Annotated in this window: 12 protein-coding genes and 1 pseudogene; 3 read left to right on the top strand and 10 right to left on the bottom strand. The window is 46.5% G+C overall.

What is annotated here, in order from left to right; all coding sequences use genetic code 11:
• The 5 genes and pseudogenes from istB to V7Z60_RS06255 all read right to left on the bottom strand — a co-directional run.
• Nucleotides 1-720, bottom strand: a 720-nt coding sequence (istB, locus tag V7Z60_RS06275) for an IS21-like element helper ATPase IstB (RefSeq protein ID WP_334116992.1), incomplete at its 3' end; no start/stop codon positions are given.
• 1 nt (nucleotide 721) lies between these two features.
• Nucleotides 722-1,945 (bottom strand): IS21 family transposase, encoded by a 1,224-nt coding sequence (istA, locus tag V7Z60_RS06270; protein ID WP_334116991.1) that lies wholly within the window; start codon nucleotides 1,943-1,945, stop codon nucleotides 722-724.
• Between the two features lie 140 nt (nucleotides 1,946-2,085).
• Nucleotides 2,086-2,319, bottom strand: coding sequence for a hypothetical protein (locus V7Z60_RS06265; RefSeq protein ID WP_334116993.1), 234 nt, complete (start codon nucleotides 2,317-2,319; stop codon nucleotides 2,086-2,088).
• A gap of 15 nt (nucleotides 2,320-2,334) precedes the next feature.
• Nucleotides 2,335-2,562, bottom strand: a pseudogene (locus V7Z60_RS06260) (helix-turn-helix domain-containing protein); the annotation flags it as partial.
• 159 nt (nucleotides 2,563-2,721) lie between these two features.
• Nucleotides 2,722-3,390: a DUF554 domain-containing protein gene (locus V7Z60_RS06255; protein WP_334116990.1), complete on the bottom strand. Its 669-nt coding sequence runs from the start codon at nucleotides 3,388-3,390 to the stop codon at nucleotides 2,722-2,724.
• Nucleotides 3,391-3,684: 294 nt separating this feature from the next.
• On the opposite strand from V7Z60_RS06255, the gene V7Z60_RS06250 reads away from it, so the two are divergent.
• On the top strand, nucleotides 3,685-3,879 hold the full coding sequence (locus V7Z60_RS06250) for a hypothetical protein (protein ID WP_334116989.1): 195 nt from the start codon (nucleotides 3,685-3,687) through the stop codon (nucleotides 3,877-3,879).
• A 71-nt stretch (nucleotides 3,880-3,950) separates the two neighbouring features.
• On the opposite strand, the gene V7Z60_RS06245 is transcribed toward V7Z60_RS06250, so the two are convergent.
• Complete coding sequence (locus V7Z60_RS06245; RefSeq protein WP_334116988.1) at nucleotides 3,951-4,859, bottom strand: phosphate ABC transporter substrate-binding protein PstS family protein; 909 nt, start codon at nucleotides 4,857-4,859, stop codon at nucleotides 3,951-3,953.
• A gap of 341 nt (nucleotides 4,860-5,200) precedes the next feature.
• Nucleotides 5,201-7,006 carry a DUF2207 domain-containing protein gene (locus tag V7Z60_RS06240; RefSeq protein WP_334116987.1) on the bottom strand — a complete coding sequence of 602 codons (1,806 nt, stop codon included), beginning with the start codon at nucleotides 7,004-7,006 and terminating at the stop codon, nucleotides 5,201-5,203.
• A gap of 270 nt (nucleotides 7,007-7,276) precedes the next feature.
• Between V7Z60_RS06240 and V7Z60_RS06235 the strand changes: the two genes are divergently transcribed.
• Nucleotides 7,277-8,392 (top strand): NAD(P)-dependent alcohol dehydrogenase, encoded by a 1,116-nt coding sequence (locus V7Z60_RS06235; RefSeq protein WP_334116986.1) that lies wholly within the window; start codon nucleotides 7,277-7,279, stop codon nucleotides 8,390-8,392.
• Between the two features lie 342 nt (nucleotides 8,393-8,734).
• On the opposite strand, the gene V7Z60_RS06230 is transcribed toward V7Z60_RS06235, so the two are convergent.
• Nucleotides 8,735-9,637 carry a hypothetical protein gene (locus tag V7Z60_RS06230; protein ID WP_334116985.1) on the bottom strand — a complete coding sequence of 301 codons (903 nt, stop codon included), beginning with the start codon at nucleotides 9,635-9,637 and terminating at the stop codon, nucleotides 8,735-8,737.
• Nucleotide 9,638: 1 nt separating this feature from the next.
• Nucleotides 9,639-10,088 carry a hypothetical protein gene (locus tag V7Z60_RS06225; protein ID WP_334116984.1) on the bottom strand — a complete coding sequence of 150 codons (450 nt, stop codon included), beginning with the start codon at nucleotides 10,086-10,088 and terminating at the stop codon, nucleotides 9,639-9,641.
• Between the two features lie 564 nt (nucleotides 10,089-10,652).
• Between V7Z60_RS06225 and V7Z60_RS06220 the strand changes: the two genes are divergently transcribed.
• Entirely contained in the window at nucleotides 10,653-11,795 is a 1,143-nt protein-coding gene (locus V7Z60_RS06220; RefSeq protein ID WP_334116983.1) for a hypothetical protein, read from the top strand.
• 128 nt (nucleotides 11,796-11,923) lie between these two features.
• Here V7Z60_RS06220 and V7Z60_RS06215 read toward each other — a convergent pair.
• A partial coding sequence (locus V7Z60_RS06215) for an alpha-galactosidase (RefSeq protein ID WP_334116982.1) occupies nucleotides 11,924-13,394 on the bottom strand: 1,471 nt, incomplete at its 5' end.

Raw genomic sequence — 13,394 nt, 5'->3', positions numbered from 1 at the left:
TAAACGGTATGACTTTCCCTTGATCTTAATCACGTGTGAGTGATAGACAAGGCGGTCTAAAATGGCTTCTGCGGTTGCCATGCTATTAAGGACGGTTCCCCAACTTGATAATGGCACATTGGTCGTTATGATCGTTGATTTGCGTTCATAACGGCCATTTATTAGTTGAAACAGCAGCTTGGCTTCATTCGCCGATATCGGTAAATACCCAAGTTCATCAATGATTAACAGATCATACCTTTCGTATCGACGCATTACTCGTTCCAGATGTTGCTTTTCTTGAGCTGCCTTCAATCTGAGAATTAATTCGTGACAGTTTATGAACAATGTTCGCACGCCTTGCCGGCATGCCTCGATGCCAAGTCCGATGGACAGGTGTGTTTTGCCCACGCCAGGACTGCCAATAAAGATAATGTTCTCTTGATTATCCAGAAATGACATGGTCGCAAACTCGTCGATTTGCTGCCGATTAACCGAAGGCTGAAATTGATAATTAAAATCACTGAGCCGTTTGACAATCGGAAAACGAGCCCGCTTTATTCTTCGCTTTAAGCTTTCTTGTCGCTGATAGGCAATCTCCTTATCCGTTAACTCTAATAGTGCCTCGCTGAAGCTGATTTGACTGTCATTGACTTGCTGCCGATAATCCGCAATTGATGCGGCCATATTATTTAAATTCAGCTTCGTTAAATTGTCGACTAATCTTTGATATTGATTCATTTTATTCCCCAATCTGATCATAAATGCTGAGATTATTAAGCATATACTGATCAATTTCTTCATCTGTTTTGTCTTCCAGCAAATCACTTTTAAGAATGGCATGTTTATCACGAGGATCGTAATTAAACTGTTTATTGGTTAAATCGTGTTTCTTAATTTCAGATCCTTGATAGAAGATACGAATAGATTTACCATCAGCTGCTGGTTTAATTTCAACCTCTTTTCCGATATAATTAGGGGAAACAGAGTATTGATGGTTTTGAAATCTAATCATTGAGTCTTGCGATACTTTTCTGGTTTGGACGCTGTCGAAGTATCTTGTGAGATCGTAATTGAGAGGCCGGAAATGCTCTTTTTCTTTTGCCCATAATTCAACCGGCTTCTGGTTATTGCCTTGTGACTTCTCGTGATTGAGGCGCTTGGATAATCGATTAACGATATCATTCAAGTCATTAATGGTACCGAACTCTCCATCGTAAGGCTTCAGTCGTCCCATCGTTCTTGCCAAGGCTTCAACGCAGCCTTTGGTTTGCGGCCTGAATGGCCGACAAGCGATTGGATGAAATCCCGCATCATGACTAAATGACAAGAATCGTTCGTTAAATCGATGATGATGAAAGTCACTTAATTTATGGTCAACAACAGTCGACATATTATCAAACCAAATCTCTTTAGGAATTCCACCGGTAGCCTTAAAGGCTTCAAATAAACATTTGAATAAAGTATCCTGTTTCTGATCCAGGGTTAGTTTTAAAAACTTGAATTTGGAATAAGGCAAGACATATAAGAAAATACTGAATGTATGTGAAACACCGTTCCGATCGGTCATTGTGACCTGTTCTTTCCAATCAACTTGAGCACTTAATCCAATTGTATGCTCAACTCTAATCGTCGCTTTTTTTGTTTGTGCTTTACGAAAACGACGACAATAATCTTTAACGATTGTGTACTTGCCAGTAAAGCCTTTTTCAACGATAAAGTCATAAATCGATCTGGCAGAACAACCTGCAGCGTATTTGTCTTCAATGATGTCTCGATATCCGTCTAGCTTACTGCGACGGATTCGATGCTTCCTAACAACTGTTGTTTTATCACTCTGAGCTCTTAAATATGCCGCTTTGACGGTTCTTGGATCAACGTCATATTGTCGTGCAACAGCGGAGTAATTTGGTTTTATCTTCTCTAACACAAAATATCTCATCCTTTCGTAAACGTCTTTTCGCATACTCATCACTTCCTCAAAAGATTAATAAAGTGAGTATACAAAAAATGTAGGAAAACCGACAATTTTAAACCGCCGATTTCCTACATTTTACAACCGCCCTTTACACATTTGTAACTGTTCGGCCCTGATCTGGTCAAGAATCATCGTTTTCCGTCGTGCTTTGAGTTCCAGAACAGGGCCGCCGCTTTTTTTAATATGGCTGCGTCCAGACATGCATCATACAATTCTTTCTTTAGCTTGACAATTTCTGCCTTCAGCCGCCCATTTTCGCTCAATTCTGATGATGTTGGTTTATTTTCCGGGTGTTTTGGTGATTTCATTTGTTTTGGCTTCCTTCCCCTTTGATGAGGACGCAAAGCTTCTATACCACCCATTTTAAATAGTGTCCTCCAATGGGATACTTGATCTGGAAGTAGATCAAACCTGGCAGCAACTTCAGCTATGGTTACCTCATGTGTTTGATAATAGTCTATCACAGCCAGTTTAAAATCAGTGTCAAATATTCTGTTATTTCTACTATGGCGAATTTTGCCTTGAAGTCGATATGTTTGAATCCAGCTTCGAATAACCCTTGAATTGAGGTTATATTCTCGAGCTAATTGTGTACTCGTTGCCATTCCCTGATTATATTTACTAATCCGCTTTCAGTTCCGGACTGTACTTGGTCATAAAAAATACCCCACAATCATTAGACTACTTCATCCTGTTCGGACTTTCAGATTGTTGAAGAAAAAGAGCGTGGAATTCAGAATGCTTCCTGTTTCACGTGAAACATTTCAAAGAAACATCAATACAATCGGAGGAATCAGCAATGAAGGCAGCAGATTCATAATGCTGATTTTCCTGAGTCCCAGAATATTGATACCGGATGCAAGAATCAGGATGCCGCCTACAATTGAAAGCTCGGTCAGAAGCGTTGTGCTGATGGATGATGCACAGAGTGTGGCGAAAAGATAGATTGAACCCTGCCAGCAGAAGAGAACCGGTGCACAGACGGCAATGCCGATGCCGTATCCGGATGCAAGGACGGTCGAAGTGACGCCGTCAAGCATCCCGTTCGTAAACAGATATGTATAGTCATGATTCAATGCCGCATTGACCGGCCCCAGGATTGAAAGGGTTCCGATGCAGAAGAGCAGAATGCCGGTTGAAATGCCCTGCGCGGTCTGGCCGTTCGAGTGCCTTGAGACAAGTGAGTCGAACCTCGATTCAAGGTCAAGGAAGGACCCGATGACGCTTCCTGCGGCAAGGCTCAGAATGAACAGAACCGGATATTTGCTGTGCGGCATGTTCTGCACCACTGTATTCAAGCCGAGTGCAACCACGGCGAGACCGAGCGCCTGCATCAGGATTTCATGGTATTTTTCCGGCATTCCCTTCTTGAAAAGACTTCCCAGAATACTTCCGAAAAGAATCATGCAGGTGTTGAAAATCGTTCCTTTCATAATGAATTCCTCCTTTGAGACATCACACAGATTATAACATATATTTTACTGGAGAACTTCTGAAGGATTGAGTTATAATAGCCCTTGAACATTTGATGAAAGCAGGGGCAGTGGAAAATGGAAACCAACTCCTCCAGCGCGTACGGTATGAGAGACGTACTTCAACTTCACCATCAGCGGGACTCTTCGTGGATGATTCTGCCGTTGACGCATACGGAACGGGGATTCTGCGCATTCTGCAATCATGAACTGACTAACTGTCTTTCTGCCGCATGTCAGAGGAAAGGAAAAAGTATGAGAAAAATCGATTTAAAAAATCTGTTTACTGGAGTTCTTCTGTTCTGTTCCGCAATCGTCATCGGAATCCTGCTGATCTTCAGACTGACGCATCGGGGACACATCGGCATCGGTCCCGTGAGGTTCGGCAAGCTTTTCATCATCATGTGCGCATTGCTGTCCGGTTCGATTTATTTTTTCAGGAGAATGTAAATCAAGACCTCGTCCGGGTTCATTCGGGCGAGGCCTTTTTAGTTAAAGGGAATTGAATTTACTGCAGGCGGCTAGTTTCCGGTCCTGACCATTGCGCCGTGCTCGTCTTTCTGGACTTCCATGTCGTGGATGCTGATGTAGCCTGCCTTTTGCACCATTCCGTCCTGGACGTCGTCTCCAAGCATGTAGGTGATGAACTTGGAGGCTTCGCCGCGCGACATTCCGCGCGTGTACATGTGCTCGTAGGCCCAGATTTTCCATGAATTGTCCCTGACGTGTTCTGCAGTCGGCGTCACGTTGTCGATCTTGATTTTCTTGAGCTTTGTTCTGCTGTTTTTCAGATAGGGAAATGCAAGGTAGCCGATTGCTCCGGGAGTTTTTGCGACATATTCTGCCAGATGCCTGCTTGATGACAGTTCTTCTGCGGCCGCAATCGGCGTTTTGCCCATGATGTTCAGTTCAAATGCCTTTCTGGAACCGCTGCCGTCCGCGCGGCTGACGATTGTGATCTTCTGATTCCTTCCTCCGACCTGTTTCCAGTTGGTGATTTTGCCGGAGAAGATGTCCTTGAGCTGCGAAGCTGAAAGATTGCTGATCTTGAGTTTTCTGTTGGCAACAACGGCGATGCCGACGACTGCCACCTTGTAGTCGCTCAGGTGATCCCGGTTGACGATGTTCTGCTGTGCGGCAAAGAAGTCGCTCGTTCCGATTTCGACCTTGCCCTGATCAACCTGATTCAAGCCCGCCTGCGAACCTCCGCCCGAAACGTTGACCTTGACGGACGGATTGAACTGTGCGTAGCGTTTAACGGCCTTTTTGACAAGCGGCTCAAAGGCGGTCGAACCTGCAACGATAATCTCGGTTTTCTTAGTTGACGTTGAACTTCTGGCTTGTGTTCCGGAATCTGCATTTTTCGCACAGCCTGTGCAGGCGAGAAGCGTGCATATGGCGAGAAATACAGTCATGAGACGCTTTTTCATATTAATCTCTCCTTTGTTTTCACCTAAAAGATAACGTATTCATGTAAAGGGCAATGACTCATTTATGTAAAGATTACGTAAAGGTGAGTGCTGATGACTGTTTTTGCCGAATGCAGCATGTCAGGATGGGATTACGGGCAGATTCCGAAAAACGTCAGGATGTCCGTAAATCTGTCCTGCGCATTGATTGAGCAGGAGATACGCAGTAAAAAATGCCCTTCAGGCATACAGTGAATCTTCTTTTTCATCTGTATGCTTAAAGGGCATTATAACCGGCGCCTTTGTCCGGCATTTCATCTGATTCAGGAGACAGTCCGGACTTTTTCGAAAGCCTCTTTCCGTCATTTTTTCCTGAGCTTTTCCAGCAGGCTCTTCTTGAACTTGACCGACAGATCGTCATTCGTGTTCATCTTGTCAATCTTTATTGGTGCGATTGCGCTCATCAGTCCCTCTGAAAGAGAAGCCGCATAGTCTCCGTCCGAGAAGATGAAGACCGGGAAGTAGTAGGATTCAAAGACAATCTGCAGCCTTTTGGCCGGGAAATTGGTTTTAAGTGCCTTGATCGTGTTTCTTGAAGATCCGAAGACGATTGAATACGGAACGAGCTGCTCATGAAGGACCTTGTCCTTGACCGGTTCAAGATTCATGCGGCGGATGTCTTCGAACGTCTTCTTCAGGCACAGGAGACGATAGCGCATGGTGATTCCGCCTGCGGTGTAGGTTTCGCGATTGCGATAAAGCCTTGAAATCAGAAAACCGCAGAAGATGATCAGAACCGCAAGCAAAATTGCAACAGGGAGCTTATCCAGGAACATGCAGATGCAGGCGACCGTAAACGGAATGTTGGCGATGCACCAGATGACTGCGATGCGTGTTCGTTTTTCGCCTTTCCGGTCATAATACCCTGTATTTCTTGCACGCCTGAGAACGTCTTCTGCCCATTTGTCAAATGCAGAGGACAACCGCAGGCGCTGCCTGTCGTTTTGAGAAAAGGATTCAAGATCCTTAAGCGTGAAACGGCCTTTTCTGCCGACGCGTCCGAACAGCAGCCTCAGCAGCTCATTTCCGTGCAGGATGCCTTTGTCTACCAGCTTGATGTAGAAATCGTTCTTTGAGTTCGGGACTGTTTCAATCGTGACCTTCTTTTCGAAGGCAAGCTCAAGCAGATATGCCGCAAATGCGCGCGGTGTCGGCTTGTTGTTTGTCATGATGACTTCGGCGAATTCTGCAGGATACTTGGGCAGGTCGTATGAATATTCAGGATCAGGCATGGCGATTTTCTGCTTGATTGGGTGTTTGATCAGATAAATGAACCATGAGAGGATGCTCAGGGCAACTGCTCCAAGCCAGGCGAAGCGGATGATGTTATAGGTGTTCTTCTTCCTTTCACGTTTTCTGACTGATTTTTCAAGTCTTTTGTCTTCAATTGCCTCGATGTGTTCCTTTGAATGCTGCTTGACGACTTTTTTGTTTTCCGGCGTGACGCCTGCGGGAAACAGCAGGTGGCATCTCAGACTTTGATGTGCGGGATTCTGCTTGAGTGAGACGTCGACCCTGCCCTTGCCGAAGCTGACGTTTGTCTTGGCCGTGTCAAGATTTCCGTGATTCCAGATGCGCAGGAACCTGACTTTTTTCTGAGGCAGGACAAAGTGAATGCCGACGTTTCGCTGCGGCACGGTCAGATTGCTGCTGATCACGCGCCAGTTGACTTCGGCACAGTCCTTGTAGTTCGTGACCAGACCGTGCAGCCTGTATACGTACGTGAATTTCAGCGGATTGGTACCGTAGTTTCCATAGGTGGTGATTTCGAGTTTTTTCCTGGTCTGCTTTGTTTCAAACGTATTCTTCTTATGAGAAGTTCCCTGCTTTAGTCGAATTTTCCTTGATCCGGAGACGACGGAAACGCTGACCGAATAAACGCCGTCGGTTCCGCTGATGCTTTGAGGAAGCGTCAGTTGATTGGCTTTTTTAGAAAGATTGTATGTAACTTCATGCGTGACTTCTGCATCACCGTTTTTCAGGATGTTGACGGTGACGTCGTATTTTCCGATGTCATCTTTGGCTGAAGCGTGAGCAACAGCCGGTGCAAGGAAGAAAAAGGCTGTAAAGAACAGGCAGAAAAGCCATGTTAGTTTCTTTCGTTTCATGAGAATCGCTCCTTCTTAGTCGTATTTTGCCATATTTTTGTTATCATTTTTGGCGTGCAGTGTGAATTTTTTGAAAAATGCAGTCAGGACGGGCAACCCTGGATTTCAAGGGAAGACGGGCGGGAATTTTGTGCCTTTTGGTAAAGCAGAGCTGGAGACAGAGAATGAAGATTGTCTTATGAAAATTGGCAGGAGGGTTTGACTGATTGGAGAAAAGGGTTTAAAATAATCAATGTAAGCGTTAACAAAAGTTGATAAGGCGGTGTTATTATGAAAATCAAGGCAGCAGTAGTAAAGGAAGTCGGAGCACCTTTTGAAATCAGGGATGACATTGAGCTTCATGACGTCGGACCGACTGATTTGCAGATACATATGGTTGCATCAGGAATCTGTCATTCGGACGAAGCCATCCGTCGCGGGGATGCATCCCTTGGATATCCGGTCATTCTGGGTCATGAAGGTGCAGGAATCGTCGAGAAGGTCGGAAGTGAAGTCAAGAACTTCAAGCCCGGAGATCATGTGATTCTGTCGTTTTACTCTGACGGAACGTGTGACAAGTGTCTGAAGGGCGTGCCTACGCAGTGCCGCAGTTATGCAAAGTACAACCTTTCAGGTGTCAGGGCCGATGGTGACGATCACTTTACGGAAAACGGCGAACACGTTTCCGACATGTTCAATCAGTCATCCTTCACCACAACGACCGTCGTTGACCAGCGCAATGCGGTCAAGGTTGATCCGGAACTCGACCTGCGCAAGCTTGGACCGCTCGGATGCGGATACGTTACAGGTTCAGGCACTGTTTTGAACACGCTCAAGCCAAAGCCGGGCGACACAATTGCCGTCTTCGGTACAGGCGCGGTGGGACTTGCAGCCATGATGGCAGGCAGAATCTCCGGATGCATCAGGGTCATTGCAGTCGACGTCGTTCCCGAGAGACTTGAACTTGCAAAGGAACTCGGTGCAACGCACACAATCAACAGCAGGGAAGAGGATCCGGTTGAAAGAATCAGGGAGATTACAGGAGGATACGGTGTTGACTGGAGCGTTGACACAACCGGTCTTTCAGCAGTGATCATGAATGCCGTCTCCGCACTCGCACAGGGCGGAACATGTGCTGCCATCGCCGTGACACCGCATCTGATCGAGCTTTCGACATGGAATGACCTCTGCGTTGACGACAAGAAGGTCGTCGGCGTCAACATGGGCGACTCAATCCCTCAGATTGACATTCCAAGACTGATTGAGTTCTACAAGCTCGGCTGGTTTGACTTCGACAAGACGGAGAAGTTCTATGACTTCGAAGACATCAATCAGGCCAATGCCGATTCCGTTTCCGGAAAGACAATCAAGCCTGTTCTGATTATTGACAAGGATTATCGTCCGTAAATAACCAATTTAATTGTGTCCGGCCGGCAAAGAGGCCGGAAAAGATGAAGTGCCGAACAAAGGAGGTCGCAGGTCGACTGATTCTGTCCGGCACTTTTTTCAATTCCTATACGTGGGAACTGACTGTTTTTGCCAAATGCAGTGCTGCGCATCGCCTGTTCAATCAGACGCCAGGGCGAAATTACGGGCAAAAGTCTTTGAGATTTGCCCGTAAATGTCAGCCTCGGATTACGTGCGAAGCCTGCATTTAATGCTGTATAAGTATAAAAAGCCCGGATGAAATCTGCAATCAGTTGCAAACCATCCGAGCTTTTGCTTGAGTCAGATTTTTTCCAGCCTCTTTTATTTGGAGATCCCGTCTTCTGAGACATTCCCCTTTTTCCGAACCGGCCGTTCATCGCGGTCATTTCCACCGTACACTCTATGTGCATGCAGCTTGTCAAATATCCGCTGCAGGGCATCATTTTGCTCCTTGTCAATTTTTTCCTCAATATTCTGGATCATCTTGCTGTATTCACCCGCAGTTTCGAGGCTTACACCACTCTGGGAATTTTCTATGTCGCTGGCATAGAAAATCGGTTCTGCCGGATTGTCACCGGCCTTTATGCCCTGTGAATTCTTCTCATTGAAGTTGTCAATCAGGGCCGTCTTCATGTCCTGTATCTGGGAGACATCTCTGTAATCATGAATTCCCTGATATTTTTCTGACATCAGGTCAAGCTGTGCAAGGAAGTTGTATTTCTTGTCATACTGAAAATGCATTGACTCCAGAGCATCAATTGCAAAGAATGTTCCGTTTGGCGAAATGTGCGGACTGCTCGTTTCAGCGATGTGCTGATACAGGGCATTGAACTCGCCGTATGTGGCGTTTGTCGGGTCGATGTCATTCAGATGAACGATTTCGCTGTACTTTTCACCGTAATCGTTGATTCCGTAAATGGCCACCGTCGGATCTTCATCGGTCGAGTCAGCAGTGTAGTTGGCAACGCCCTGCTGGATATAGTATTTGCCGTTACCGGCATTCTTCGAGCCTCCCGAATACCACAGATCAATTCCGTATTTGTCCATTTTTATCGGAACGGGCGGTTCTCCGACAAAGGCCGTTCCGAAGACTCCTTCGTCAAGCAGCACCGGCTGTCGGTTGTCACTTTTGGTTTCCTGAACCTGGAATTTTGATGCAGACGGTGTCTTGTCGAAGGTAACATACCTGCTCGAATAGGTCGGGTTTACTGATGAGACTGACATGTCATCTTCCTCCTTTCAAGGGATAGTCAAATGTATATGATGCGCTGGTTTCATTGAATGGAAAGTTATCCGAAGTATATGTCACTTTAAAGACATGCTTTCCCGGAGTCAGACCGGATTTGTTGCTTAAGTGAAAGAAGTCCCTGAATCCGGTGACGATGTTTCCATTGAAGAAATAGGGCTGACTTACGGCTCTTCTGACTATTCTGCCGTCAAGATATGCCGTCGGCTGCCCGTATCCCATGACCTGAACTGCCATGTAGAGATAACCCGGCCAAAGTGACGAGTCACCTTCTCCCACACCGTCCCTGTCCCAGGTTCCCGGTCCGGGAATCGTTACGTCGGAAACCGGAGGAGCGCTGCTGGCTTCTGCTGAGTCGTCAGGAGTCAGATAAAATAAGAATGATATGAACGACAATGCCAAAGCAAATAGAGAAGTTGCTTTTTTCATGATGCGATACCTCCAATCTTCAGTTACATTCAACATATACCGGAAAAATGAAGAAAATGTTTCGATTTGGATAAAAATAAGCGTATTTTTGCGTTGATAAAATCTTAAGCATATAATGATTATCCTATTCTTATAATCATGGAAATGTTCTTTTGATGAAAATCAATTAAGAAATAAAAGCCGTTAAATCAAGCGTTTTGGACTCGAAAGAAGCGCAAATGGATTTTAATTTAAGGTTTTTCTAATTTTATTATTGATTTTTAATTACGGTCATGGTAAAGTAAAAGACATCAAATACGAAACGAGGTAGGAAAAGATGAAAAATGCCATGCGACTTCACAAGAAATTAAACGTCGTCATTATTCGCGTCATTATTATTTAGGTGATGCGGATATTTGTGACTGTCCGCACCACCTGAACGAAGGATGCGGACGGCATGGCAGAATGTTTTCCTGCGAAAGCGGCTGGCTGTTCGGTTGAACGGCCGGCCGCTTTTCTGTCTTATTAGGAAAAAGCGTCGATTGAGCATTTGATGAGGGTATCATACATTGAGGAGGAATTTTTATGGAGAAAAAGGGTAATCACACGGCGGCCAAGGCTTCAACGGCATCGATTCTGTCCGTTGCGATGGTTTTGTTTGCATCGCATGCGGGCGGAGGTTTTGCGACGGGCAATCAGGAAAACACGTATTTTGTCTGTTCGGGCTGGGCCGGACTGCTGTCGCTTGTCTTGTCGATGGCCATCCTGACCGGAATCATCGCAATTGCCATGAAGTTATACAACAAATATGATTTGCATTCATATAAGGAATTATTCGAAAAACTTTATCATCCCTTTGACAAACTGGAACTTGTCTTTGAACTTTTCTTCTACGTCATGGTCATCATGGCAGTATCGGTTGCGGTTGCCGGTGCGGCCAGCGCATTGGTGCAGTACTTTGGATGGAATTACTATGTCTGCATCGTTCTGGTCGGCCTGCTGGTCTTCCTTGCGACGATTTTTGGCGAACGGGCCGTTCAATTGATCAGTACTTATATGGGAACCGCAATCATGATCTGCATTTTCGTTGCATACGGCTACGGAATCCTGAAGGCCGGCAACGTTGGCCATCTTTTCTCGGTGCGTTTCCAAAGCGAAGGATTTTCAAGCCTTCCAAAGGCAATATGGAATGCCTTTGTCTATGCAGGCTTCCAGTGCGTGCAGATTCCAACGATGCTTGCCTGCGGGGCAATTTTCAAGGGCAGGAACAATAATGCTGAAGGCAAGTCAATGCTTGCATCGTTTTTCATGAATACTTTCGGTCTGGGAATGGCTGTCTTCATGCTTCTTTGCTGGGAAAATACGTTCACGAAGACGCCGAACGGGTCGACTCTGCCGACGCTGACGGTTTTGCAGGCCATGAAGGTCAACTGGCTTCTGGTCGTTTACGGCGTGATCCTGCTCCTGTGTCTGGTCTCTTCTGCCATCACCCTGACGTTTGCCTTCGTCGACCGCTTTGAAAACAGCAAGGTTGTCGACAAGGTGCCGACGCTTTTTGCAAAACGCTGTGTTCTGTCGGCATTCATCATCATTTTGTCGGTGGTCATCTCCTTAGGCGGCTTGACGAACATCATCAAGTACGGTTACGGCTACATGGGGTACCTTGCCATCGTCCTGGTCATCATCCCGTTGCTGACGGTCGGCGTTCGCAAGATTCGCAAAGGCTGAGGTTCATTTTAAATGCAGAGCTTTTCTGCAGCTGCCGCTTCATGCAAAAAAGCAGCGAAGGCACATCAAACAAGATGTCCTTCGCTGCTTTTTTGGTTTAAAGATGTTTAAAAATGGGATGAACGTTGTTAATTCAGCTCTTCAAGGCTGATCCTTGCACTTTGAAAATCGCCGATGAGTCCGGCGGTATCCGCGTTTGCGCCGTTGAACTGGTATGGCAGCAACAGACCGTTGTTCTTAAGCCAGCTGCCCTTGACCTGATGTTTGCTGTCGACAAGGTAGCGCTTGTCTTCATCGGCAAAAGGCAGTTTGAGGTAATCAAAGATGCTCGTGTTCGGTTGTGCCAGTTTGCGGTAGAATCCAACTAACGACTGACTGCCGTCTGTGACGCACCATGAAACTTCATTTTCGTCAAACGGAAGCAGACGCCTGAACTGTCCGAATAAAATCAATTCTCTCTGCTTTTTGTACTCTGCAATGTTTGCCTTGATTGCCGCCAACTCACCGTCGCTTAATTTCGTGATGTCGAGCTCGTATCCGAGCGCTCCGAAGTCACAGACGTCATGCCGCATTTCAAGCGGAGTATTGCGTCTGATCTGATCGTTCGGGCAGGCTGACACGTGATTGCTGAAAACTGCCAGCGGATAGGCCAGCATTGCGCCTGACATGATGTCGAGCCTCTCAACGGCATCGCTGTCATCGCTTGGCCAGATCATCGGGCTGTAGCACATGATGCCGAGATCATACCTGCCGCCGCCGCTTGCGCACCCTTCAATGAAGATCTCGGGAAAATCGCTTAGAATCTTTGCATACAGGCTGTATACGCCGAGAATGTAGCGGTGGAAGAATTCGCCTTGCGGCCGTTGTCTTTCATGCAGGTAATTGGAGTATGCCTCAGTGATGTTGCGGTTCATGTCCCACTTGATGTAGTCAAGACCGGTTTCTTCAATGATGGCTTTCATTTGCTGATAGATGGCGTCAACGACCTGCGGGTTGGCAAAATCAAGGACGTATTGACCGCGGCCGACGGATCTTCTCTCATAGGGATGTCCGACGACCCATTCGGGATGCTCTTCATAAAGCCTGGTGTCCGGAGAAACCATTTCAGGTTCGAACCACATGCCGAATTTCAGTCCCATTTCGTGGATCTTCCCTGCAAATGCAGAGATTCCGTTCGGGAACTTCCTTTCATCGACGGTCCAGTTGCCAAGCGAGGTCCGGTCATCGTTCCGGTGCCCGAACCAGCCGTCATCAACCGCAAAGCATTCGATGCCGATGTCCTTGGCCTTTTCTGCCAGTTCCAGCAGTTTCCTTTCGTCAAAGTCAAAGTAAGTTGCCTCCCAGTTGTTCAAGACAATCGGGCGCACCTTGTTCTGCCACTTCGGTGAGATGATGTGATTGAGCACGAAGGCATGCGTTTCCTTCATCAGGCCGTTGATGCCGTCTTTCGTATGGAACAGGACGGCTTCAGGCGTCTTGAACGATTCGTCCGGTTCAAGCAGCCAGGAAAAGTGGTCGGGATTGATGCCCGTGTAAAGTCTGGTCTGATTCCATTCGTTGACGTTGATGCTGGTGATGAAGTTGCCTGAATAAATCAGG

It is taken from the genome of Ligilactobacillus sp. (genome assembly GCF_036846325.1).
Taxonomy (GTDB): Bacteria; Bacillota; Bacilli; order Lactobacillales; family Lactobacillaceae; genus Ligilactobacillus.
The sequence above is the reverse complement of the archived record's forward strand: the minus strand, read 5'-3'. Positions and strand labels throughout refer to the sequence as shown.

What these genes read in the sequence shown, in the direction of transcription:
- V7Z60_RS06255 (WP_334116990.1), bottom strand. Translation starts at nt 3,390, where the DNA reads ATGAAAGGAACGATTTTCAACACCTGCATGATTCTTTTCGGAAGTATT.
- V7Z60_RS06235 (WP_334116986.1), top strand. Translation starts at nt 7,277, where the DNA reads ATGAAAATCAAGGCAGCAGTAGTAAAGGAAGTCGGAGCACCTTTTGAA.
- V7Z60_RS06220 (WP_334116983.1), top strand. Translation starts at nt 10,653, where the DNA reads ATGGAGAAAAAGGGTAATCACACGGCGGCCAAGGCTTCAACGGCATCG.
- V7Z60_RS06265 (WP_334116993.1), bottom strand. Translation starts at nt 2,319, where the DNA reads ATGGGTGGTATAGAAGCTTTGCGTCCTCATCAAAGGGGAAGGAAGCCA.
- V7Z60_RS06230 (WP_334116985.1), bottom strand. Translation starts at nt 9,637, where the DNA reads ATGTCAGTCTCATCAGTAAACCCGACCTATTCGAGCAGGTATGTTACC.
- istA (WP_334116991.1), bottom strand. Translation starts at nt 1,945, where the DNA reads ATGCGAAAAGACGTTTACGAAAGGATGAGATATTTTGTGTTAGAGAAG.
- V7Z60_RS06240 (WP_334116987.1), bottom strand. Translation starts at nt 7,006, where the DNA reads ATGAAACGAAAGAAACTAACATGGCTTTTCTGCCTGTTCTTTACAGCC.
- V7Z60_RS06225 (WP_334116984.1), bottom strand. Translation starts at nt 10,088, where the DNA reads ATGAAAAAAGCAACTTCTCTATTTGCTTTGGCATTGTCGTTCATATCA.
- V7Z60_RS06245 (WP_334116988.1), bottom strand. Translation starts at nt 4,859, where the DNA reads ATGAAAAAGCGTCTCATGACTGTATTTCTCGCCATATGCACGCTTCTC.
- V7Z60_RS06250 (WP_334116989.1), top strand. Translation starts at nt 3,685, where the DNA reads ATGAGAAAAATCGATTTAAAAAATCTGTTTACTGGAGTTCTTCTGTTC.